The organism is Kribbella qitaiheensis (assembly GCF_042657745.1).
Lineage (GTDB): Bacteria > Actinomycetota > Actinomycetes > Propionibacteriales > Kribbellaceae > Kribbella > Kribbella qitaiheensis.
On record NZ_JBHSKE010000035.1, the window covers coordinates 71810 to 91948 of the forward strand.

Annotated in this window: 23 protein-coding genes; 16 read left to right on the forward strand and 7 right to left on the reverse strand. The window is 68.4% G+C overall.

What is annotated here, in order from left to right; translation table 11 throughout:
• Positions 1 to 20: 20 nt before the first annotated feature.
• Positions 21 to 686 (forward strand): hypothetical protein, encoded by a 666-nt coding sequence (locus ACFPJ1_RS24990; protein ID WP_380107478.1) that lies wholly within the window; start codon positions 21 to 23, stop codon positions 684 to 686.
• A gap of 7 nt (positions 687 to 693) precedes the next feature.
• On the opposite strand, the gene ACFPJ1_RS24995 is transcribed toward ACFPJ1_RS24990, so the two are convergent.
• From ACFPJ1_RS24995 to ACFPJ1_RS25005, 3 genes are all read right to left on the reverse strand, one after another.
• Entirely contained in the window at positions 694 to 1602 is a 909-nt protein-coding gene (locus tag ACFPJ1_RS24995) for an aminoglycoside phosphotransferase family protein (RefSeq protein ID WP_380107479.1), read from the reverse strand.
• 76 nt (positions 1603 to 1678) lie between these two features.
• On the reverse strand, positions 1679 to 2842 hold the full coding sequence (locus tag ACFPJ1_RS25000; protein WP_380107480.1) for an acyl-CoA dehydrogenase family protein: 1164 nt from the start codon (positions 2840 to 2842) through the stop codon (positions 1679 to 1681).
• A 69-nt stretch (positions 2843 to 2911) separates the two neighbouring features.
• Positions 2912 to 3487 (reverse strand): DUF1707 SHOCT-like domain-containing protein, encoded by a 576-nt coding sequence (locus tag ACFPJ1_RS25005; protein ID WP_380107481.1) that lies wholly within the window; start codon positions 3485 to 3487, stop codon positions 2912 to 2914.
• Positions 3488 to 3571: 84 nt separating this feature from the next.
• Between ACFPJ1_RS25005 and dxr the strand changes: the two genes are divergently transcribed.
• The 4 genes from dxr to ACFPJ1_RS25025 all read left to right on the forward strand — a co-directional run bounded on the left by dxr (position 3572) and on the right by ACFPJ1_RS25025 (position 8450).
• The gene (gene dxr / locus ACFPJ1_RS25010; RefSeq protein WP_380107483.1) at positions 3572 to 4798 is read left to right on the forward strand and encodes a 1-deoxy-D-xylulose-5-phosphate reductoisomerase; all 1227 of its coding nucleotides are present in this window, start codon (positions 3572 to 3574) and stop codon (positions 4796 to 4798) included.
• On the forward strand, positions 4795 to 6117 hold the full coding sequence (locus tag ACFPJ1_RS25015; protein WP_380107485.1) for a M50 family metallopeptidase: 1323 nt from the start codon (positions 4795 to 4797) through the stop codon (positions 6115 to 6117). The genes dxr and ACFPJ1_RS25015 overlap by 4 nt, the downstream gene beginning before the upstream one ends.
• 22 nt (positions 6118 to 6139) lie before the next feature.
• On the forward strand, positions 6140 to 7291 hold the full coding sequence (gene ispG / locus ACFPJ1_RS25020; protein WP_380107486.1) for a flavodoxin-dependent (E)-4-hydroxy-3-methylbut-2-enyl-diphosphate synthase: 1152 nt from the start codon (positions 6140 to 6142) through the stop codon (positions 7289 to 7291).
• Positions 7292 to 7895: 604 nt separating this feature from the next.
• On the forward strand, positions 7896 to 8450 hold the full coding sequence (locus ACFPJ1_RS25025) for a nucleosidase (RefSeq protein ID WP_380107487.1): 555 nt from the start codon (positions 7896 to 7898) through the stop codon (positions 8448 to 8450).
• On the opposite strand, the gene ACFPJ1_RS25030 is transcribed toward ACFPJ1_RS25025, so the two are convergent.
• Positions 8430 to 8933, reverse strand: coding sequence for an NUDIX domain-containing protein (locus ACFPJ1_RS25030; protein WP_380107488.1), 504 nt, complete (start codon positions 8931 to 8933; stop codon positions 8430 to 8432). The two genes, ACFPJ1_RS25025 and ACFPJ1_RS25030, sit on opposite strands and share 21 nt — an antisense overlap.
• A 64-nt stretch (positions 8934 to 8997) precedes the next feature.
• Here ACFPJ1_RS25030 and ACFPJ1_RS25035 point away from each other — a divergent pair, with 64 nt between their 5' ends.
• Positions 8998 to 9375 carry a MerR family transcriptional regulator gene (locus tag ACFPJ1_RS25035; RefSeq protein WP_380107490.1) on the forward strand — a complete coding sequence of 126 codons (378 nt, stop codon included), beginning with the start codon at positions 8998 to 9000 and terminating at the stop codon, positions 9373 to 9375.
• Positions 9372 to 9707 (forward strand): thioredoxin, encoded by a 336-nt coding sequence (gene trxA / locus ACFPJ1_RS25040; protein WP_380107492.1) that lies wholly within the window; start codon positions 9372 to 9374, stop codon positions 9705 to 9707. The genes ACFPJ1_RS25035 and trxA overlap by 4 nt, the downstream gene beginning before the upstream one ends.
• Positions 9708 to 10032: 325 nt before the next feature.
• Here the strand turns inward: trxA and ACFPJ1_RS25045 are convergent, their stop codons facing one another.
• The gene (locus ACFPJ1_RS25045; protein WP_380107493.1) at positions 10033 to 10401 is read right to left on the reverse strand and encodes a VOC family protein; all 369 of its coding nucleotides are present in this window, start codon (positions 10399 to 10401) and stop codon (positions 10033 to 10035) included.
• 49 nt (positions 10402 to 10450) lie between these two features.
• On the opposite strand from ACFPJ1_RS25045, the gene ACFPJ1_RS25050 reads away from it, so the two are divergent.
• The 7 genes from ACFPJ1_RS25050 to ACFPJ1_RS25080 all read left to right on the forward strand — a co-directional run bounded on the left by ACFPJ1_RS25050 (position 10451) and on the right by ACFPJ1_RS25080 (position 16205).
• Positions 10451 to 10615: a ribbon-helix-helix domain-containing protein gene (locus ACFPJ1_RS25050; protein WP_132285501.1), complete on the forward strand. Its 165-nt coding sequence runs from the start codon at positions 10451 to 10453 to the stop codon at positions 10613 to 10615.
• Positions 10612 to 11268, forward strand: a complete 657-nt coding sequence (locus tag ACFPJ1_RS25055; RefSeq protein WP_380107495.1) for a VOC family protein — start codon at positions 10612 to 10614, stop codon at positions 11266 to 11268. Before ACFPJ1_RS25050 ends, ACFPJ1_RS25055 begins: the two co-directional genes overlap by 4 nt.
• On the forward strand, positions 11265 to 11747 hold the full coding sequence (locus ACFPJ1_RS25060; RefSeq protein ID WP_380107496.1) for a GNAT family N-acetyltransferase: 483 nt from the start codon (positions 11265 to 11267) through the stop codon (positions 11745 to 11747). The genes ACFPJ1_RS25055 and ACFPJ1_RS25060 overlap by 4 nt, the downstream gene beginning before the upstream one ends.
• 18 nt (positions 11748 to 11765) lie before the next feature.
• Positions 11766 to 13028 (forward strand): MFS transporter, encoded by a 1263-nt coding sequence (locus ACFPJ1_RS25065; RefSeq protein ID WP_380107498.1) that lies wholly within the window; start codon positions 11766 to 11768, stop codon positions 13026 to 13028.
• Between the two features lie 10 nt (positions 13029 to 13038).
• Positions 13039 to 13863, forward strand: a complete 825-nt coding sequence (locus ACFPJ1_RS25070) for a GNAT family N-acetyltransferase (RefSeq protein ID WP_380107500.1) — start codon at positions 13039 to 13041, stop codon at positions 13861 to 13863.
• A 94-nt stretch (positions 13864 to 13957) separates the two neighbouring features.
• On the forward strand, positions 13958 to 14338 hold the full coding sequence (locus tag ACFPJ1_RS25075) for a DoxX family protein (RefSeq protein ID WP_380107502.1): 381 nt from the start codon (positions 13958 to 13960) through the stop codon (positions 14336 to 14338).
• 103 nt (positions 14339 to 14441) lie between these two features.
• Positions 14442 to 16205 (forward strand): proline--tRNA ligase, encoded by a 1764-nt coding sequence (locus tag ACFPJ1_RS25080; protein WP_380107504.1) that lies wholly within the window; start codon positions 14442 to 14444, stop codon positions 16203 to 16205.
• 226 nt (positions 16206 to 16431) lie between these two features.
• Here ACFPJ1_RS25080 and ACFPJ1_RS25085 read toward each other — a convergent pair whose 3' ends face one another.
• A complete protein-coding gene (locus tag ACFPJ1_RS25085) occupies positions 16432 to 17235 on the reverse strand; it encodes a GNAT family N-acetyltransferase (RefSeq protein WP_380107505.1) in 804 nt (267 codons plus the stop codon).
• A gap of 191 nt (positions 17236 to 17426) precedes the next feature.
• Between ACFPJ1_RS25085 and ACFPJ1_RS25090 the strand changes: the two genes are divergently transcribed.
• Positions 17427 to 18203, forward strand: coding sequence for a TSUP family transporter (locus tag ACFPJ1_RS25090; protein WP_380107507.1), 777 nt, complete (start codon positions 17427 to 17429; stop codon positions 18201 to 18203).
• A 56-nt stretch (positions 18204 to 18259) separates the two neighbouring features.
• Positions 18260 to 19024, forward strand: a complete 765-nt coding sequence (locus tag ACFPJ1_RS25095; protein WP_380107508.1) for a class I SAM-dependent methyltransferase — start codon at positions 18260 to 18262, stop codon at positions 19022 to 19024.
• Here ACFPJ1_RS25095 and ACFPJ1_RS25100 read toward each other — a convergent pair.
• Entirely contained in the window at positions 19005 to 20129 is a 1125-nt protein-coding gene (locus ACFPJ1_RS25100) for a cytochrome P450 (protein ID WP_380107511.1), read from the reverse strand. The genes ACFPJ1_RS25095 and ACFPJ1_RS25100 overlap by 20 nt on opposite strands.
• Positions 20130 to 20139: the final 10 nt, after the last annotated feature.

A 20139-nucleotide genomic window follows, 5' to 3' on the forward strand; every position in this document is an offset into this window, starting at 1 on the left:
CGCATCCCGAGGAGGCAGAGATGAATCCTGAACAGCGGCAAACCAGTTGGTGGGTCTGGGTGCCCACCGGAGTCGGTGTCATTCTCGCGCCGTTGCACGCGCTGGCACGGTTCGCGACACCGGACGGAAAGGAGGACCTGGAGAGTGGAGCCGTCCAGTGGTGGGCCGAGCCCGCCGCACGAGCATTGCGGTCGCTGCTCGACTGGTCGGACGCAGACACGGTCTATCGGGCGTACGGCAAGGTGTGGCCCGTACTGCTCGCCGTGACCGCTCTCAGCGCGCTGCAGGTCAGTCGCAGCCGTCGTGCAGGGCGCCTGGAGCGGTGGGGCTGGCGGCTGACACTGCCCGGCCTGGCCCTGATGGTCCTTGGACTCTTCGGGTTCTTCTGGATCGGACTGGACGTCGCCTACATCGCTGCGGGAATGCCCGGCTACCTGCTGACCGTGGTCGGCTCGGTGCTGCTCGGCGTTGCCTTCCTGCGCGACGGATACAGGCCATGGCTGGTGCCGGCTCTGCTGCTCGGCTGGCTGCCACTCGACCTCGCGCTGAGCGCCGTCCTGTCCGCCGGAGCCGGCACACTGCCGATGATGGCTGCCTGGGCACTGGCGAACTCCACAGCACGCCGGGGCGAGAGTCGGAGATCGATTCCGCCGGGTGCACTGCCGTCCAGCCGACAGAGTGCGTAGGTGTTGGTCAGCGATCTTGGAGAGCCTCGCGCACGATCGAGAGGGTGACGTCCAGCCGCTCCCACTGGGCGGATCCCCAGGTGCGCATGCCTTCGCGGGCTTCCTCGGCATCGGCCGGGTCGGGGAAGCCGTGCTGCAGGCGGACCACTCGTGCCGTGTAGTCCTCGACGTACCGGCGGAGCAGGAAGAACGCGAACAGGTCCGACGACAGCGGCACGTCCGCTGGGTAGGCGGCGAGCCCGCGGCGCAACGCGTGCCCGTCGACAGGCTGCTCGCCGTGTAGAAGGAGGGACAGGTCGTACTCCGGAGGCGCGAGCGTGGCGTTGTCCCAGTCGAGTGCACTGAGTCGACCATGCTCGTCGACCAGCAGGTTGTCCCCGGCCAGGTCGGTGTGGCACACCACGAACCGTGACGGCAGTCGGCGTACGGCGGACTGCAGCCGCTCCAGCCGTTCGAGCTGATCCATGAGCGCGGCTCGCTGCGGCCGGACGACCCGCTCGGCCAGGTGGAGCCGGAGCTCATCGGCGACTGCCAACGAGAACTGCTCGCGGGGGAGCACAGCGGAAAGTGAGACCGAATGCAGGTCTGCAAGAACCCGGCCGAGTTCGTCGAGCACGGTGTCGGGCCACCTCGGCCAGTCGGCAGGCGTAGTACCGGGGAGGTACGGGAACAACGCGACGACGCCGGCCGGCACCGAGCCGGAGAGCTTCCCAGCTGAGGTGGGCACGGGATATGGCACGCGGGCTCGGAACCCGGCCTCGTGAAGCTCGCGCACCAATGGCAGCCGAGCCACGGCGCCAGCCGCACCACGACCACCCGGCCACAACTTGAGGAAGTACTGCTCGCCGCCGGCGTTCACTGAGTAGCCCGCCGACGCCCAGCCCAACGGGATGAACCGCAGCCCATCGAACGCCATGCAATACAACTCGCGAAGCGCATGCAGCAGCACCCCGCGATCAACCCGCGGCTCATTCAGCACAGCGCGGGGTGGATCAGCGGAAGGCGGCTTGGCCGGTGATTGCCTGGCCGATGACTAGTTGGTGGACTTCGGACGTGCCTTCATAGGTGAGGACGGACTCGAGGTTGTTGGCGTGCCGCATCACCGGGTACTCGCCGCTGATGCCGTTCGCGGCCAGGATCGTGCGGCACTCGCGGGCGATCGCGATCGCCTCGCGGACGTTGTTCAGTTTGCCGACGCTGACCTGCTCGGGGCGCAGCGAGCCCTTCTCCTTCAGCCGGCCGAGATGGACCGCGAGCAGGATGCCCTTGTTCAGCTCGACCGCCATGTCCGCGAACTTCGCCTGCGTCAGCTGGTACGCCGACAGCGGCTTGTCGAACACCTGCCGCTCGGCCGCATAGTCCACGGCTGTCTCCAGGCAGTCGCGGGCCGCGCCCATCGCGCCGAAGATGATGCCGAAACGCGCCTCGTTCAAGCAGCCCAGCGGTCCGGACAGACCACGGGCCTCCGGCAACATCGCCGACGCCGGCAGCCGGACGTCGTCCAGGATCAGCTCCGAGGTCACCGACGCCCGCAGCGACATCTTTCGGGTGATCTCCGGCGCGGAGAACCCAGGCGTCTCAGTCGGTACGGCGAACCCGCGCACGCCGTCATCCGTCCGGGCCCAGACGACGGCCACGTCGGCCACGGAGCCGTTGGTGATCCACATCTTCGAGCCGTTCAGCACCCAGTCGTCGCCGTCGCGCCGGGCATTCGTCCGCATGCCGCCGGGGTTGGATCCGAAGTCCGGCTCGGTCAGGCCGAAGCACCCGATCGCCTCACCCGCCGCCATCCGGGGGAGCCACTCGATCTTCTGCTCCTCACTGCCGTACTTCCAGATCGCGTACATCGCGAGCGATCCCTGCACGCTGACGAGCGACCGCATCCCCGAGTCGGCCGCCTCGATCTCCAGACAGGCCAGGCCGTAGGCGACAGGTCCGAGCCCGGCGCAGCCGTACCCCGTCAGGTGCATCCCGAGCAGTCCGAGCGCACCGAGCTCCTTCGCCAGATCCCGCGCGGGGATGGTCGCCGACTCGAACCACTCCGGCAGGTGCGGCCGCAGCCGCTCGTCGGCGAACCGGCGGGCGGTCGCCCTGATGGCGACTTCCTCTTCGGTGAGCAGCGAGTCCACGTCCACGAGATCCAGCGAAACCGTCATGCCGCCACGCTAGCGTCAACCGCACCTGAGCGACCTGAGGCAAACCCCACAAACAACCTGTGGATCACCTCACTTGCGGTACCAGGGCCACCACCAGCGGCGTTTGCGCGGGTGGCGGACGACGACGCTGCTCCAGCGGGCCTCGCCGGTGACGCGGAGGCGGACGCCCCCGGGCTTCGGAGTGCCGGCTGTGTTCTTGGAGCTGCTGCCGACCATGTCGATCTGGTCGATGTCGACGCTCCAGCCCTCCGGAACGATCATCAGGACAGAGCTGTGCTTCGGGCGGACCTCGACTTCGATCTCGGGCCAGCGCACGACGGCGTCGGTGAAGTCGAGCTTCACCGACGAGTGCTCGGGGAGGGCGACGATCCGCTCCGGCACGTTCCATGCTCCCTCGCGCTTCTGGGAGCTGTGCTTGGCACGGATGGTGAGCTCGGCGGCGTCCCCGTGCGCGACCGGGACCAGGTCGGCGGTCGCGGTACGGAGCTCGAGCTGGGTCTTGGCGGAGTAGATCTGGGTCAGCCGCTGGTCCATCTCCTCGAAGTCCAGCCGGCCGTCGCTGTGGGCCTCCTGGATCATCGAGGCGGCGTGCTCGCGGTCGCGGTCAGATGCCCGATGGCCGGGCGGCGGCTGTTCCAGACTCATAGAAGCAAAGGTAGCGCCGCACCGTGGTCATCCGCTTGCGCCAGCCGTCTCCGCGAACCGTCCGGAACCTGGAACAATGGCCGCGTGAATCCGCGAACCGTCGTCATCCTCGGCTCGACCGGCTCGGTCGGGACCCAGGCCCTCGAGCTGATCGGGCGGAACCGCGACCGGTTCCGGGTGCTTGCTCTGTCCGCAGGCGGCGACAACGTCAACCTCCTGGCCCAGCAGGCGCTGGAGTTCGAGGTCGAGGTCGTCGGTGTCGCCAAGGCCACGGTCGCGCAGGACCTCCAGCTCGCCTTCTACGCCGAGGCGCAGCGCCGCGGTTACGCCCAGGGCGAGTTCCGGATCCCCAAGATCCTCACCGGCCCTGATGCCTCCACCGAGCTGGCCGGGCTGGCGTGTGACGTCGTTCTCAACGGCATCACCGGATCCGTCGGGCTGCAGCCGACTCTGGCCGCGCTGGACGCCGGTACGACGCTGGCGCTGGCGAACAAGGAATCCCTCGTCATCGGCGGCCCGCTGGTCGTCAAGAGGGTCAAGCCTGGCCAGATCGTGCCGGTCGACTCCGAGCACTCGGCGATCGCCCAGTGTCTGCGCAGCGGCACAGCCGATGAGGTACGCCGTCTGCTGGTGACCGCGAGTGGCGGTCCCTTCCGCGGCCGGAGCCGGGCCGAGATGGCCGACGTGACGCCCGAGCAGGCGATGAACCACCCGACCTGGGACATGGGCCCGGTGATCACGATCAACTCCGCCAACCTGGTGAACAAGGGGCTGGAGGTGATCGAGGCCCACCTGCTCTACGGGCTCCCGATGGACCGGATCGACGTCGTCGTGCACCCGCAGTCGATCGTGCACTCGATGGTCGAGTTCGTGGACGGCTCGACCATGGTCCAGGCGTCCCCGCCGGACATGCGGCTGCCGATCGCCCTCGCGCTGGGCTGGCCCGACCGGATTCCGGACGCCGCCCCCGCGTGTGACTGGACCACCGCCTCCAGCTGGGAGTTCGAGCCGCTCGACAACGAGGCGTTTCCCGCGGTCCAGCTGGCCCGGGAGACCGGGGAACGCGGCGGCACGGCGCCCGCGGTACTGAATGCCGCCAACGAGGTCTGTGTGGAGGCGTTCCGGGAGGGGCGGCTGCCGTTCCTGGGGATCGTCGACACCGTAGCCCGGGTTGTGACCGAACACGACGTACCCTCGTACGAGGAACTGTCCATCGACGATGTACTCGCCGCGGACGCCTGGGCGAGGGCCCGGGCCCGCGAACTGACCGCCACCGCGAACGACCAGGGCCAGGAGACCACAAAGGCATGAGCGCACTCCTCACACTCATCGGCGTCGTGCTGTTCGTGATCGGCATCCTGGCGTCGGTGGCGCTGCATGAGATGGGTCACATGCTGCCCGCGAAGGCGTTCGGCATGAAGGTGACCCAGTACTTCGTCGGCTTCGGCCGGACCGTGTGGTCCACCAAGCGCGGCGAGACGGAGTACGGGCTCAAGCTCATCCCCGCCGGTGGGTTCGTCCGGATCATCGGGATGCTGCCGCCGAGTAAGAACAGCCAGGATCCGACTGAGCCCCTGCGGGTCCGCAAGGCCAACACCGGCCCGATCCAGTCGCTGGTGGAGAACGCCCGCAGCGCGGAGTACGAGACGATCGATCCGGCGGACGACGGCCGGCTGTTCTACCAGAAGGTGTGGTGGAAGAAGCTGATCGTGATGGCGTCCGGACCGCTGGTGAACGTGCTGATCGCGTTCGTGCTGTTCGGCGGGCTGTTCATGCTGTACGGCGCGAACGTCGCGCAGACCACGGTCGCCACCGTCACGGACTGCGTGATCCCGGCGGATCAGGCGACCGCCGATCGCAAGTGTGAGCCGGCGGACAAGGAGTCGCCGGCCAAGCTGGCCGGGTTCCAGGTCGGCGACAAGATCCTGTCGTTCAACGGGACGACGATCAGCAGCTGGGACGACCTGACCCCGCTGATCCGGGCGAACACCGACAAGCCCGCCGTCATCGTCGTCGAGCGCAACGGTCAGCAGACCACGTTGCAGACCAACACCATCCTGAATCAGGTGGTGGAGAAGGCCGGCTCCGACAAGATCGTGTCGGTCGGCTTCCTCGGCGTCTCGCCGGAGCAGAAGGTCGAGCGGCAGGACTTCGGGTTCGTCGTCGACAAGATGGGTGAGCTGACCGTCGCCACGGTCAAGGCGCTCGGCAACTTCCCGGAGAAGCTGGTCGGGGTCGCGAAGTCGATCGTAGGCGGCAACCGCGACCAGGACAGCCCGATGAGTGTCGTCGGCGCCAGCCGGGTCGCCGGTGAGGTCGCGTCGAACAACTCGCTGACCGGGGGAGAGCGGATCGCGTTCCTGGTCTCGCTGCTCGCCTCGCTGAACCTGTTCCTGGCGTTGTTCAACTTCATTCCGTTGCTGCCGCTGGACGGCGGCCACATGATCGGCGCCATCTGGGAAGGCATCCGGCGCGGGTTCGCCAAGTTGCGCGGCCGGCCCGACCCGGGGTACGTCGACGTCGCCAAGCTGCTGCCGATCGCGTACGTGGCGGCCAGTTTCATCGTGGTGATGGGCGTGCTGCTCGTCATCGCCGACATCGTCAACCCGATCAAGCTCTTCAACGGCTAAACTCACAACGGTTAAAGGACACATGAGCATCTCCCTGGGCATGCCCGCGCTGCCTCCCCCGACCCTCGCGCCACGCCGCAAGACCCGCCAGATCAAGGTGGGCAAGGTGCTGGTCGGCGGTGACGCGCCGGTGTCCGTGCAGTCGATGACGACCACGCTCACCTCGGACGTGAACACGACGCTGCAGCAGATCGCGGAGCTCACCGCGGCCGGCTGCGACATCGTCCGGGTCGCTTGTCCGTCGCAGGACGACGCGGACGCGCTGCCAGAGATCGCCGAGCACTCGCAGATCCCGGTGATCGCGGACATCCACTTCCAGCCGAAGTACGTGTTCGCCGCGATCGAGGCCGGTTGTGCCGCGGTCCGGGTGAACCCGGGCAACATCCGCAAGTTCGACGACCAGATCAAGGAGATCGCCGCCGCCGCGAAGGACCACGGCACGTCGATCCGGATCGGCGTCAACGCCGGCTCGCTGGACCCGCGGCTGCTGCAGAAGTACGGCAAGGCGACGCCCGAGGCGCTGGTCGAGTCGGCCGTCTGGGAGGCGTCGCTGTTCGAGGAGCACGACTTCCACGACTTCAAGATCTCGGTCAAGCACAACGACCCGGTCGTGATGGTGAAGGCATACGAACTGCTCTCCGAGCGGGGCGACTGGCCGCTGCACCTCGGTGTCACCGAGGCGGGCCCGGCGTTCCAGGGCACGATCAAGTCGTCCGTCGCGTTCGGCGCGCTGCTGTCCAAGGGCATCGGCGACACGATCCGCGTCTCGCTGTCCGCGCCGCCGGTCGAGGAGGTCAAGGTCGGCCTGCAGATCCTGCAGTCGCTGAACCTGCGCGAGCGCAAGCTCGAGATCGTCTCCTGCCCGTCCTGCGGTCGCGCCCAGGTCGACGTCTACACGCTGGCCGAGCAGGTCACCGCCGGGCTCGAGGGCATGGAGGTCCCGCTCCGCGTCGCCGTGATGGGCTGTGTCGTCAACGGCCCGGGCGAGGCGCGCGAGGCCGACCTGGGTGTTGCCTCCGGCAACGGCAAGGGCCAGATCTTCGTCAAGGGCGAGGTGATCAAGACGGTGCCCGAGTCCAAGATCGTCGAGACCCTGATCGAAGAGGCCATGCGTATCGCCGAGGAGATGGGCGAGTCCGTCGACGGCGGCGAACCCACCGTCACAGTCAGCTGACCCCAGTCCCGCACTCCTCCGCCGCCTCGGGGTCGCCATACGGCCCCTTGGCGAGTCCGACCGAGGCTCGCCCGCTCGCCCCGCTCGCCGAGCGCCGGCGCTCCCGAACGCGAGCGCGCCCGGCGATGTTCCCCCGGAAGATCGCCGCTAACTCCAGCGAGCGCCGCAGGCCCCGACCTGCCGCACGGAGCACGGGACTCTGTGCGTGACCTGAGCACCCGGCTCGCCAGCTCACGCTCAGCCCATGCACAAGGTGCGCTCCAGCATGGCGAGGGCCTGACGCCGGCGTGGCCGGGGGTCTGATTGCGGCGCCGCTGGCGGCGTACCGGCTGGTGGTGCGCAGCCTGGAGCTGGCCGACTTTGTGCATGGTGTGAGTGTCTGGTGCGCTCTGATCTGCTCAGGTGATGCACAAGGTGCGCTCCGGTAGGGCGGGGGCCTGACTTTGCGCCTGGAGTGAGTGCCTGGTTGGGCGGTGGATGCTCAGATGGTGCACAAGGTTCGGGCCGGGGTCGAGGCCGGACGCGAGGCCCGGAGCCGGAGCCGGGGCCGGGGCCGGGGCAGGGGGTGGGCGAGGGGATGGAGGTGGGGAATAGCCTTCGGCGGGTGACGGAGTACATGGTTGTCAGCGCGATTCGGGCGGAAGCCAGATACGTGCCGGAGGGGATTCCTGTCGTTGTGACGGGGATCGGTAAGACGGCTGCCGCCGTGGCCGTCTCCAGGGCTCTGGCCGAGCGCGATACCGCGGACCTGGTGGTGCTGAACGTCGGTACTACGGGCGCGCTGCGCGACGGGATGGCCGGGCTCTACCTCCCGAGCGAGGTGATCAACCATGACATCAACGCGGACGCGGTCCGGGCGATCGGGCTGGATCCGCAAGAGTCGCTGAAGGTCGACGGGGGCGACGGGACCGTGCTCGCGTCGGGGGACGTGTTCGTGACCGACCCGGTGATCAGGGCGCGGTTGGCGGAGCGGGCGCATCTGGTCGACATGGAGGCGTACGGCGTCGTGTTCGCCTGCCGGGAGTTCGGCGTACCGGTTCGGCTGGTGAAGCATGTGTCGGATTCCGCCGACGAGGCGGCGATGGACTGGCCGGCCCTGGTCGACGCGAGTGCCAAGGCGCTGGGGGAGTGGGTTCGGTCAGAGGTCGGCCAGGTGTGACAGCACCTGGATCTCGCGGTCCAGCCAGCGCATGACGCCGACGCCGCCGGCCCGAACCGCGCGGTTCGCCGCCAGCGCCTCGGACACGGTGACCCAGCGAGGTTCGAGGTCGAGTTCGAGCTCGTAGCCCTCCAGGTCCGGCTCACCGGGCTCGCCGTCAGAGGAGCAGTAGAAGTAGTGCGAGGTCAGCTTGAACACCTCGTACTCCGGTTCGATCGCGCGCAGGTACTCAGTCGTGATCCCGATGGCCAGGCCGATCTCGACGCCAGGCAGGCCGCACTCCTCCAGGAACTCGCGCTGCAACGCCGCGGGGATCGACTCCCGCGCCTCGACACCTCCGCCCGGGAACTTGTAGTCGCCGTGTCGCGACGCCAGCAGGAGCAGGTGGTCGTCGCGGAACAGCACGCCGCGGACCGAGGTCCGTTGCAGCGTGGGCGCGGTCAGGTCGAGGTCCGGGTCATGGACGAAGCTTCCGAGTAGCATCCGGCTATTCTGGCTTGACCTTGACCCTGGGGGCAGGGTTTAGCGTCGGTGTCGAGGAGGCGGAATGCATATCAGCGACCTGGCGGCCGAGGCCGGCGTGACAGTCAAGGCAGTGCGGTACTACGAATCGCAGGGCCTGCTGAAGCCCAACCGGGAAGCCAACGGCTACCGGACCTACAGCGCCGAGGACGTGCTGGTGGTCCGCGAGATCAAGGCGTTGCTGTCGCTTGGACTCACGGCGGAGCAGACCTACCCGTTCATCGAGTGCCTGCGGGCCGGCAACGACCGGGCGGACGTCTGCCCGGCCTCGCTGACGGCCTACCGGATCCGGATCGCCGAGGTGGACCAGCGGATCGCCGAACTGACCGATCTGCGGGCCAGGCTGACCGATCTCCTCACCGATGCCGAAAGCTGGAGAACGAGAGTGAGAGAGACACTATGAGCGATCTGCAATCTGTCGACGAAGCCAACTTCGACCAAGTGGTGCTGGGCGCGGACAAGCCGGTGCTGGTGGACTTCTGGGCCGAGTGGTGCCCGCCGTGCCACCAGATCGTCCCGGTGCTCGCCCAGATCGCGGAGGAGCGCAAGGACCGGCTCTCCGTGGTGAAGCTGAACTCCGACGAGAACCCGTCCATCTCGTCGCGCTACCGGGTGATGGCGCTGCCGACGCTGATGCTGTTCCACCACGGCGAGCTGATCTGGTCGGTCGTCGGTGCCCGCCCCAAGGCCAAGCTCCTCAAGGAACTGGACGACGCCCTACTCACCGCCGTCTGACGCGAGCCGACCGCCGTCTGACGCGAGGCGTTCGACCACCGCGGTCATGATGTTCTGCCAGTGAGTGCGTTGGCGGGTGCGCTCTTCCGCATCCGCCAGCCGCCCAGCACCACGCGAACCGGCCAGCACTACCGCGAACCGGCCACCATGACCGCGATTCGGCCGGCAGCCACGGACACGCCGCCGTCCCTCCCGCGCGACTGGGCGCGCGACCTGCCTTTCAGGGGGCAACCCCTGAAAGGCAGGGTTGCAGCGTCAGGTTCTCGACATGCAACCCACCTGCTGGAGGCTTGACCCCTCAGACGCCGCTTCTGCAGGCGCCGGTTCAGGTGTTCGCGGTGGAGAGTTCGACCAGTAGTCCGTGGGGGCCGGCGACGTAGGCGGAGGTTGTTCCCCAGTCGGTGGTGGTGGGTTCCAGGGCGATCTTGCCGCCGCGAGCGCGGATCGCCTCGATGTCGGCGTGGATGTCCTCGCTGCTGAACTGCAGCAGGGTGCCGCCGAGTGGTGCGACGTCGTCGATCATCGCGCCGCGGTGCAGCGCGATCGTGATCGCGCCGGCCTTCACCTCCGCGTAGCCCTCCGCGGCGTCGCCGGACACCTCAAGGCCGAGCACGCGAGAGAAGAAGTCGGCCAGGTCCTTGTTCTTGTCCGCAGTGTCGGAGATCAGGCCGAGGTGGTCGAGACGCAAGGTCATCGGGGTGCTCCCTGGTCTAGTAGCTCGCTAAATTGCTAGCATCATAGCCATGACCGAGGAAGCTGCCAAGAAGGCGCAGTTCAACGTCTACCTGCCGCCCGACCTGATCCGACGGGTCAAGCACAAGGCGATCGACGAAGGCGCGAGCTTGTCTGCCCTCGTCGAGCAGGCCCTGACGAAGTACCTGGACGAGCACGGAGAGGCCGAGGGATGAATGAGATCGTTGTCCGACCACTGCGGTTCAGCGCCGACGTACCGGCGATGCGGGCGTTCCTGGAGACCTTGGGGCTGCGGTCCCGGATCGAGTCGGAGCGCGGCGGCTGGGTCGACATGGTCGCGGGGCGCGGGATGGTCGCGCTGCACGACGCCGCCAGCAGCAGTACCGGCGCCAAGGCGAGGGATACCCGGGTGTCCTTCGAGGCCGATGAGATCGACGAGTTGAAGGGCCGGCTCGAAGCGGCCGGCTATCAGGAGGTGGCCATCTGGGACGAAGCCTATGGACGGGTCCTCTCGGTCCTGGGGCCCGACGACACCACCCTCTGGATCGACGAACGCAGCAAGGACCTCTACGGCTACAAGCTGCACGACGCGCATCCGGACGCGCGCTGGTCGGTGACACCCCGTCTGGCCGTCCAGGATCAAGCCGCATGGCAGCGTTTCCTCCAGACCCTTGGCGGCGATAACGCCGAGCTGGTGCGCTTCGACCCACCCGCGGTCGAGGTCGAAGTACGGCTCGAGCTGTCCACGTCGGAGCCTCTGGATGAGGTCGTACGTCGGCTCGTGGCGACCGGGTATGAGCCGACGGAGGCGCCCGACGGGTTGTCCGTCGTGGATCCGGACGGGCTGATCTTGCGAGTCCACGGGTGATCCGAGTACGCCGCGCCTGGCCGGGCGACGCCGACGCCGTACGGGAGGTCGGGCTCAGGACCTGGCCGGTCGCATACAGAAGCTTGGCGTCGCCCGAGTTCATCGTCGACGGACTGGCCGCCTGGTGGTCCCCGGAGGCGGTAGACCGGGGCATCCGCCAAGGCATCACTTTGATCGCCCTCGACGACGAAAAGGTCGTGGGGATGGTCGCGCTCGGGCAGGAGGAGGGCTTCTGGGTGATGTGGAAGCTGTACGTGCTGCCGCAGTATCAAGGCAAGGGCGTCGGCAAGGCCCTGCTGGACGGGGCGATCGCGGCTCTGCCGGCAGGGACAGAGCAACTCCTGCTGGACGTGCTGATCACCAACGAGCCGGCGATCGGTTTCTACCGCAAGCACGGGTTCGGAACGCCCCGGACGACACCGGCCAGAGACTTGGGCGACGAGTTGATGTGGATGAGCCTTGACCTCCAGTTCCCTTGAGACCGCAGGATGACCTCCGTGAGCGACAGATTGCGCGACGACCCGGACTTCCGCCGGTACTGGTTGGCTCGGGCCCTCTCGATCACCGGATCGATGGTCACGGCTGTCGCTTTGCCCGTGCTGGTCTACCGGCTGAGCGGTTCGCCCTTTCTCACCGCGTTGGTCACCGCGCTGGAGGCGGCGCCGTACCTGCTGACCGGGTTGTTCGCGGGCGCGCTGTCGGATCGCTGGAACCGCCGACGGGTGATGGTGTCGGCGGACCTGGTCAACGCGGTTGTGATCGGCTCGATCCCACTGGCGCACTGGCTCGGCATCCTGACCGTGCCGCAGGTGCTGGTGGTCGGGTTCGTCGTGCAGATGGTCTACACGTTCTTCGACGGCGCGAACTTCGGCGCGCTGCCCGTCCTGGTCGGGCGGGCTCGCGTCGCTCAGGCGAACGCGGCGGTGTGGACCGCCTCCAGCCTGATCGAGTTGTTCGTGCCGCCGCTTGCCGGGCTCGTCCTCGCTGTACTCAACCCAGCCACCTTGCTCGCGCTGGACGCCCTGAGCTTCGTCGCGTCGGCGAGCGCAGTACGGGGGATCGTGCGGGCGATGTCCGAGCAGCGGGAGGGGCAGGCGCCGCTGCGGCCCGGAGTGGTGTTCAAGGACATCGCCGAGGGGCTTCGGTTCCTGGTCCGGCATCCGGGCGTCCGGACGATGACGATCGTGGGGAGCCTGCAGTCGTTCGCGGGCGGCGGCTTCGTCGCGCTGATGGTGGTCTGGTTGGACCGGGCCTTGCATGTCGGTACTTCGGGGCTGCGGTTCGGGTTGGTCTGGGGCGCGTGGGGGATCGGGGGACTGGCGGCCGCGGTCGGGCTGCCCCGGTTGCTGAAGCGGCTGCCGCCTGCTGCGATCACCCTGTACGCGATCCCGGTCTCGGCGGTGCTCGGGATCGTCACCCCGTTGATGCCGACCTGGCCGCTGGCCGCGATCGCCTTGCTGGCTTGGGGTTCGGCGTACGTGTTGGTGATCGTCAACGCGATCTCCTACCGCCAGCAGGTGACGCCGGAGCAGTTGCTCGGCCGGGTGAACACCGCCGGCCGGATGCTGTCGTGGGGAGTGGGCTGGACGCTGGGCTCGATCCTTGGCGGTGTGCTCGGCAGTCAGCTCGGCGTACGGCCTGCGATGGTCGCGATGGGGATGCTCGGTTTCCTCGCGGTCGCGGTCGCCTGGACCTCTCCGCTGCGGGCAATAGCGGCAGCGCACGACCCATTACAGGCCTCAGAGGGCGGGATCAGCTAGGTTCTGCCCCGTGGGCGTACGGGTACTGGGTCCTCGCGACCTGTCAGCAGCGAGGGCCGTCATCGCCCGCGATCCGGTCATCAACGTCTTCGTGGACAGCCTGGTGCAGGCATCCGGGCTCGACCCGCGCCGCGGCGCGGAGGTCTGGGGCTACGTCGAGAAGGGCGAGCTGGAAGCCCTCTGCCATGCCGGCGGGAACATGGTTCCGGTCGGCGCCGGGGAGGCCGCGCTACGCGCCTTCGCGGCCTACGCGCTTCGCCGCGGCCGCAACTGCTTCCAGATCCTCGGACCGGCGCGTGCCGTCGACCAGCTCTGGGCGGCGCTCGAACCGCAGTGGGGTCCGGCCCGCGAGGTCCGTGACGACCAGCCGTTCATGGTGATCGACACCGCGCCCGCGATCGCGCCCGATCCACTGGTGCGCGCGGTCGAACCCGTCGAGCTGTCCATCCTCTATCCGGCCTGCGTGGCGATGTACACCGAAGAGGTCGGCGTCCCGCCACAGACCGGGCCCGACGGGACCTTCTACCGGTCGCGGGTGGCCGAGCTGATCCGGGCCGGCCGGGCGTTCGCGCGGATCGAGGACGGCAAGGTCGTGTTCAAGGCCGAGATCGGTTCGGTCGGGTCCGGCGTCTGCCAGATCCAGGGCGTGTGGGTGGATCCGTCGCGCCGCGGTGAGGGTCTGGCCGCGCCGGGAATGGCCGCGGTGGTCGAGCTCGCCCGGCGGATCTCGCCGGTGGTGACGCTCTACGTGAACGCGTTCAACACCCCGGCCCGGTCGGCGTACGAGCGGGTCGGGTTCCGGACGATCGAGACGTTCGCGACGATCCTGTTCTGAGCTCCGCCGCCACCCCGTACGGCCCCCTTCCCTAATCGCCCAGCCCCCGCGCACGCAGTACTGAGCAGTAACAACTTGAGCTAAAGTCCACGTCATGACGAAACGAAGCAGGAGCACCACCGGCCTGGCAGCGCTCTTCGCCGTCATGGGCGTACTGCACTTCGTGAAGCCGAAACCCTTCGAACGCATCGTCCCGCACCAACTCCCGCGCAGGAAGGACCTCGTCTACGCCTCCGGCGTCGCCGAACTCGCCTGCGCCGCCGGCCTCCTCCATCCCCGGACCCGCCGCGCCGCCGGCCTCGCCAGCGCAGCCCTGCTCACCGCCGTGTTCCCCGCGAACTGCCAGATGGCCATCGACCTGAACCGCAAGGGATCGCCTCGCGCCAAGACGATCGCGTTCGCCCGTCTGCCGCTCCAGATCCCGCTCATCCGGGCCGCCCTGAAAGCCTCCCGCGAGACCACCCCGGCCAGATAGCGGCGGCGCCCCCTGTGGAAATGTGGTGAGAGCACTGGTCGCGGCCGGATATCCTCGTTGCCGTCAGTAGTTCTGTTCACACCTGTCCTGCTTGGAGACTCTCGTGATTCTGCGCATGTCGTCGCTGTTCCTTCGCACCCTTCGCGAGGACCCGGCGGACGCGGAGGTCCCGAGCCACCGACTGCTCGTCCGCGCCGGCTACATCCGCCGCAACGCGCCCGGCATCTACACCTGGCTGCCGCTGGGCCTGATGGTGCTGCGCAACGTGGAGCGGATCGTCCGCGAGGAGATGAACGCGATCGGCGCGCAGGAGCTGCTCTTCCCGGCGCTGCTGCCCCGCGAGCCCTACGAGGCGACCGGCCGCTGGACGGAGTACGGGCCGAACATCTTCCGGCTGAAGGACCGCAAGGGCGCGGACATGCTGCTCGGCCCGACCCACGAGGAGATGTTCACCCTCGTCGTGAAGGACCTGTACTCGTCGTACAAGGATCTGCCGCTGTCGATCTACCAGATCCAGAACAAGTACCGCGACGAGGCGCGGCCGCGGGCCGGCGTACTGCGCGGGCGCGAGTTCGTGATGAAGGATTCGTACTCGTTCGACGTCGACCAGGAAGGGCTGCAGGCGTCGTACGAGCTGCACCGCAAGGCCTACATCAACATCTTCGACCGGCTCGGCTTCGACTACGTGATCGTGCAGGCGATGTCGGGCGCGATGGGCGGCTCGGCGTCGGAGGAGTTCCTCGCGATCGCTGAGAACGGCGAGGACACCTTCGTGCGCTCGCCGGGCGGATACGCGGCGAACGTCGAGGCCGTCGTGGTCCCGCAGGCGGCGAAGGTGGACGCGTCGGACGTGCCCGCCGCCGAGGTGGTCGACACCCCGGACACTCCGACCATCGACACTCTGGTGGACTCGCTGAACGCGAAGCACACCCGTGCGGACGGCCGGGAGTGGACCGCCGCGGACACGTTGAAGAACGTGCTCGTGATGCTGGTGAACCCGGACGGGACGCGTCAGCCGCTGGCCATCGGCGTACCGGGAGACCGCGCGATCGACGAGAAGCGTCTCGGTGCGCAGGTCGAGCCCGCTGAGGTGGCCGCGTTCGAGGAGTCGGACTTCGAGAAGTTCCCCTCGCTCGCCAAGGGCTACATCGGGCCGGGCGTGCTCGGCTCGGAGAACACCTCCGGTATCCGGTACCTGCTCGACCCCCGAGTCGCGGAGGGCTCTGCCTGGGTGACCGGCGCGGACAAGACCGGCTTCCACGTCATCAACCTGGTGTACGGCCGCGACTTCACCGCCGACGGCACGATCCAGGCCGCCGAGGTGCGCGACGGTGACGAGGCGCCCGACGGCTCGGGTCCGCTCGAGGCCGCCCGCGGTATCGAGATGGGGCACATCTTCCAGCTCGGCAAGAAGTACGCCGAGGCGCTCGACCTGAAGGTGCTCGACCAGAACGGCAAGCTGGTCACTGTCACGATGGGCTCCTACGGAGTGGGTGTGACCCGCGCGGTCGCCGCCATCGCCGAGGGCAACAACGACGAGCTCGGCCTGATCTGGCCGCGCGAGATCACGCCGGCCGACGTCCACCTGGTTGCCACCGGCAAGGATGCCGAGGTCTTCGAGAAGGCCGCCTCGATCGCCACCGAGCTGGAGTCGCGCGGTCTGTCGGTGCTCTACGACGACCGCGAGAAGGTCTCCCCGGGCGTCAAGTTCAAGGACGCCGAACTCCTGGGCGTCCCCACCATCGCCGTTGTCGGCAAGGGCCTCGCGGACGGCACCATCGAGGTCAAGGACCGCCGCACCAACACCCGCACCGACATCCCGGTCGCCGACGTCGTCGACCACCTGGTCTCGGTCGTCCGCGGCTGACCCCAGCACTTGGCCGAAAGGGTGTGCCCCGCTGGGGCACACCCTTTCCCGCGTTCACTGGGTCTGCGTTGAAGGCGGGCTAATTGTTCTGGCTCACGGTCGCAACTGCGGAATGCCGGGGCTGATCAGCACCAGACGCGACGGCTGCCACGTGATCCACGAGATCAGCCGGGTCGGCATCGCCGTGCTCGACGGACCTCGGGGTTGCTCGTAGGACGTGGCTATCTCAGGGGTGGACCCAGACCGTCCAGCGTTCGAGGCGGAGGTAGTCGAGGCGGTGGTAGATGGGTTGGCCGGCGTCACTGGCGATGAGGGCGGCGGGCTGCGTGGAGTGGTGGTTGGTGGCGGCCCAGGTGATGGCGGCGCCGGCGCCTCGGCCTCGGGCGGCGGGAAGGACCGCGACGTTCTCCACGACGGTCAGGCCGGCGGCGTTGTGGGCGGCGGAGGTCGCCAGCGGCTCCTCGCCGTCGTAGCCGACCCAAGCCGTGGACGGGCCGTCGAGGAAGTTCGCCGCGTAGAGAGTGCCGGCCTGGAACGGTTGGAGTTCAGGCAGCGGATAACCCTCGATCAGGGCGCGTTCGGCGTCGGCCAGACCGGTGGCGTCTGTGACCTGACGGATCTCCAGATCGGTGGTCGGTGGCGGCGTCGAGGTCTGGGGTAGGCGGACCATCAACGGCGGATGGCCCGCCAGGCTCAGCCCGTGCTGCCGCAGGTCACCCGTCGGCCAGGCGCTGACGAAGAGGTAGGGGACGTGCGGCAGAAACACCTCGTCGACGGCGGCGATCACCTCGGCGGGATCGACCGGCTGTTTCGGGACGATCCAGTTGGTGATCGGCCCCCGCTCGCCGAGGATCCCGCCCGCCCAGACCGCGCCGTCGTACCAGGGTCGTCCGGTGCGTCGGGCGGCGTCGGTCGACCAGGACGCGTGGGCGAGGACGGCCTGGCGGACGAGGGAGTCGGTGGGGGAGAGGTCCGGTTCCCAGCCGGTGGCGAGCTGCTCGCCCTCGGGAGGCAGGATCGACGAGGCCATCCACTCACTGTTCCACCGCCCTCCGCGGTTTGTCTTGCGCCTCGTCTCCCTCACTCCCCGGGTTCGAGTTGTGTCTCGCCGCTATCACGGTCTGTGTCTCGCCTCACTCCACCCCGTGTAATGGTTGAGCAGAATAATGGCCTTACCGGATGCTGAGGCCGTGATCGACTCTTCTGCCCTTGTGTACCGCCGTGCCTGACATCTCCCTGTGGACTCTCGTACTGCTGGTGGTGGCCGCGTTCTCGGCCGGCTGGATCGATGCGGTGGTGGGCGGCGGTGGGTTGATCCAGTTGCCCGCGATGCTGCTCGGTCTGCCTGGCGCGTCGCCGGCCCAGATCCTGTCCACCAACAAGATCTCCTCCTTGTTCGGTACGGCGACCAGCGCGGTGACCTTCGGCGTCAAGGTCCGCCCGGACCGGCGTACGGTGCTGCCGCTGGCGATCATGGCGGGTCTCGGGTCGGCGGCCGGAGCGTTGGTGGCGACGCGGATCCCGATGTCGTGGTTCAAGCCGATCGTGCTCGTGCTGCTGGTCGCCGTCGCCATCTACACCGCGATGAAGCCGTCGCTGGGAGCCCGTACTGCGCTCCGCTTCGACGGGCGGGCGCACTACGTGGCGGCGGGGGCGGTCGGTGCGCTGATCGGGTTCTACGACGGCGCGGTCGGGCCTGGTACCGGGTCGTTCCTGATCTTCGCGCTGGTCGGGTTGATGGGCTACAACTTCCTCCGCGCGAGCGCCAAGGCGAAGATCGCCAACGTCGCCACCAACCTCGCCGCGATCGCGGTGTTCACCATCGGAGGCGCCCCGATGTGGGCACTCGGCCTGACGATGGGCCTCGCCAACATGCTCGGCGGCCTCCTCGGCGCCCGCACCGCAGTAGCCCGCGGCAGCCGCTTCGTCCGCATCATCTTCCTGGTAGTCGTCTCAGCCCTCATCCTCCGCCTGGGCTACGACGTCCTCTTGGCCTGACAGTCAGCATGAGCCCGTTGTCGCCGGATGACGCTCGGCGGGCCTAGGGTCTCGGCATGGTGGATTATGACGGGCGGTTGCATCGGGTTTATGCGGCTGGGCGGGGGTTGGCGGCGGAGAGTTTGCAGGGGTGGATGCGGGCTTTCGCGGCGGAGGTGCCGGAGCGGCGGCCGCTCACCGTGCTGGATCTGGGGTGTGGGATCGGGCGGTTCACGCCGGCGTTGGCGGAGACGTTCGGTGGGCCGGTCTACGGGGTCGAGCCGTCCGGGGAGATGCGCAGGCAGGCTGTGGCCGGCGCGGCTCATCCGGATGTCACCTATCTCGACGGTGCGGCCGAGGCGATTCCACTCGCGGACGCCACGTGCGATGTTGCGCTGGTGTATCTGGCGTTCCATCACTTCAGGGATCAGGCGCAGGCGTTGCGCGAGCTCGCCCGGGTGATCAGGCCGGGCGGCGTGGTGTTGCTGAGGACCCAGTTCGCCGATCAGATGCCGGATCTCTTCTGGTACGGCTACTTCCCCTCGGCGCGTGAAGTCGACGCGGGGATGTACCTGTCGGTGGCCGAGACTCGCGAACTCGCCGAGCAGGCTGGCCTCCAACCGGATGAACAACCCGTCTGGCTGGACGTGGAAGGCCCGCGCACCTTCAGTACGGCGTACGAGCGGATGCGGGTGCGGGCGCTCTCGACGTTCGAGCATCTCCGGGAGGAGGAGATCGAGGCCGGGTTCGAGGCGTTCAGGAAGGATGCCGAGGCGGAACCCGAGCGGCTGACTCCGTCGTACGAGGCCGCGATGCTCGTGCTCAGGCGACCGTCCAGCTGACGTCCACGGCGGTCGGTTTGCGGAAGACCAGGCCGCGCGGCGGGGGAGACGCCGGATCGAGCGTCAGGTCCGGCAGGCGGGTCAGAAGGGCAGTCAGGGCGGTGACTGCCTCCAACCGCGCAAGGTGCATGCCGAGGCAGATGTGCGGCCCGCTCGCGAAGGCCAGGTGTCGCCGGGCGTTGGCTCGCCGTACGTCGAACGCATCGGGGTCCGGGAAGACCGCTGGGTCGCGACCGGCGCCGGCGAGCGACACCGTGACGAGATCGCCGCGCTTGATCGAGGCGCCGGCCAACTCGACGTCCCGGGTGGCGTAGCGGTCGACGACAGCGGCTGCCGGCTCGAGCCGCAGTGACTCCTCCACAGCGTTGGGCAGCAACGACATGTCAGCCAGAACCAGAGCCAGCTGCGACGGATTGGTGAGCAGGTGCCACAGGGCGTTCGTGATCATGCCCTCGGTGGTCTCGATGCCGCCGAACATCAGTACCGCGGCGTTCGCCACCACCTCGTCCGTACCCAGTCCGGCCCGCGCCGCCTCGGCGATCAGTGAGTCGGCCTGATCGATGCTCCCGGCAACATGTGCGTGCAGCTTGGCGAAGGCCGCCGCACCTTCAGCCGTCACTGGATGACCTGCGGAGACGCCGCTGACGGACGACGAGATGTCCTGGTACCACTCCAGCACCGTCGCCGCTTCGGTCTGCGCCAGGCCCAGCGAGTGTGCGACCACTGCGACGGACAACGGCCCCGCGACCGTACGGCGGAGGTCGGCGGCCCCGAGTGGTTCGATCAGGGAGACCAGCCGGTCGGTCTCCTCCTCGACGAAGGTGGTGAACCGGGCCCGCGTCTGCGCCAGGCTGAACGGATGCTCGAAGGGCGCCCGGTGCGCGGCATGCGCCCCGCCGTCCAGCGACAACATCGAAGGCCCCACGACCTGCGCCGTCGAGAAGCGCGGGTCGTCCACCGTGAAGGTGGCCGGATCCCGCATCACCTGCATCGCCAACTCGCGGCTCGTGACCACCCAGCCGTCGAGCGCGTCGACCCAACCGACCGGCCGGATGCTGGCCAGCAGAGCGTGCGGGTCCCGCTCGAGATCAGCCACAGTGGTCATGCCGAAGAGC

What these genes read in the sequence shown, in the direction of transcription:
- ACFPJ1_RS25015 (WP_380107485.1), top strand. Translation starts at nt 4,795, where the DNA reads ATGAGCGCACTCCTCACACTCATCGGCGTCGTGCTGTTCGTGATCGGC.
- ACFPJ1_RS25100 (WP_380107511.1), bottom strand. Translation starts at nt 20,129, where the DNA reads ATGACCACTGTGGCTGATCTCGAGCGGGACCCGCACGCTCTGCTGGCC.
- ispG (WP_380107486.1), top strand. Translation starts at nt 6,140, where the DNA reads ATGAGCATCTCCCTGGGCATGCCCGCGCTGCCTCCCCCGACCCTCGCG.
- ACFPJ1_RS25035 (WP_380107490.1), top strand. Translation starts at nt 8,998, where the DNA reads ATGCATATCAGCGACCTGGCGGCCGAGGCCGGCGTGACAGTCAAGGCA.
- ACFPJ1_RS25055 (WP_380107495.1), top strand. Translation starts at nt 10,612, where the DNA reads ATGAATGAGATCGTTGTCCGACCACTGCGGTTCAGCGCCGACGTACCG.
- ACFPJ1_RS24995 (WP_380107479.1), bottom strand. Translation starts at nt 1,602, where the DNA reads ATGGCGTTCGATGGGCTGCGGTTCATCCCGTTGGGCTGGGCGTCGGCG.
- ACFPJ1_RS25050 (WP_132285501.1), top strand. Translation starts at nt 10,451, where the DNA reads ATGACCGAGGAAGCTGCCAAGAAGGCGCAGTTCAACGTCTACCTGCCG.
- ACFPJ1_RS25085 (WP_380107505.1), bottom strand. Translation starts at nt 17,235, where the DNA reads ATGGCCTCGTCGATCCTGCCTCCCGAGGGCGAGCAGCTCGCCACCGGC.
- ACFPJ1_RS25075 (WP_380107502.1), top strand. Translation starts at nt 13,958, where the DNA reads ATGACGAAACGAAGCAGGAGCACCACCGGCCTGGCAGCGCTCTTCGCC.
- ACFPJ1_RS24990 (WP_380107478.1), top strand. Translation starts at nt 21, where the DNA reads ATGAATCCTGAACAGCGGCAAACCAGTTGGTGGGTCTGGGTGCCCACC.
- ACFPJ1_RS25000 (WP_380107480.1), bottom strand. Translation starts at nt 2,842, where the DNA reads ATGACGGTTTCGCTGGATCTCGTGGACGTGGACTCGCTGCTCACCGAA.
- ACFPJ1_RS25045 (WP_380107493.1), bottom strand. Translation starts at nt 10,401, where the DNA reads ATGACCTTGCGTCTCGACCACCTCGGCCTGATCTCCGACACTGCGGAC.
- ACFPJ1_RS25030 (WP_380107488.1), bottom strand. Translation starts at nt 8,933, where the DNA reads ATGCTACTCGGAAGCTTCGTCCATGACCCGGACCTCGACCTGACCGCG.
- ACFPJ1_RS25005 (WP_380107481.1), bottom strand. Translation starts at nt 3,487, where the DNA reads ATGAGTCTGGAACAGCCGCCGCCCGGCCATCGGGCATCTGACCGCGAC.
- ACFPJ1_RS25095 (WP_380107508.1), top strand. Translation starts at nt 18,260, where the DNA reads ATGGTGGATTATGACGGGCGGTTGCATCGGGTTTATGCGGCTGGGCGG.
- trxA (WP_380107492.1), top strand. Translation starts at nt 9,372, where the DNA reads ATGAGCGATCTGCAATCTGTCGACGAAGCCAACTTCGACCAAGTGGTG.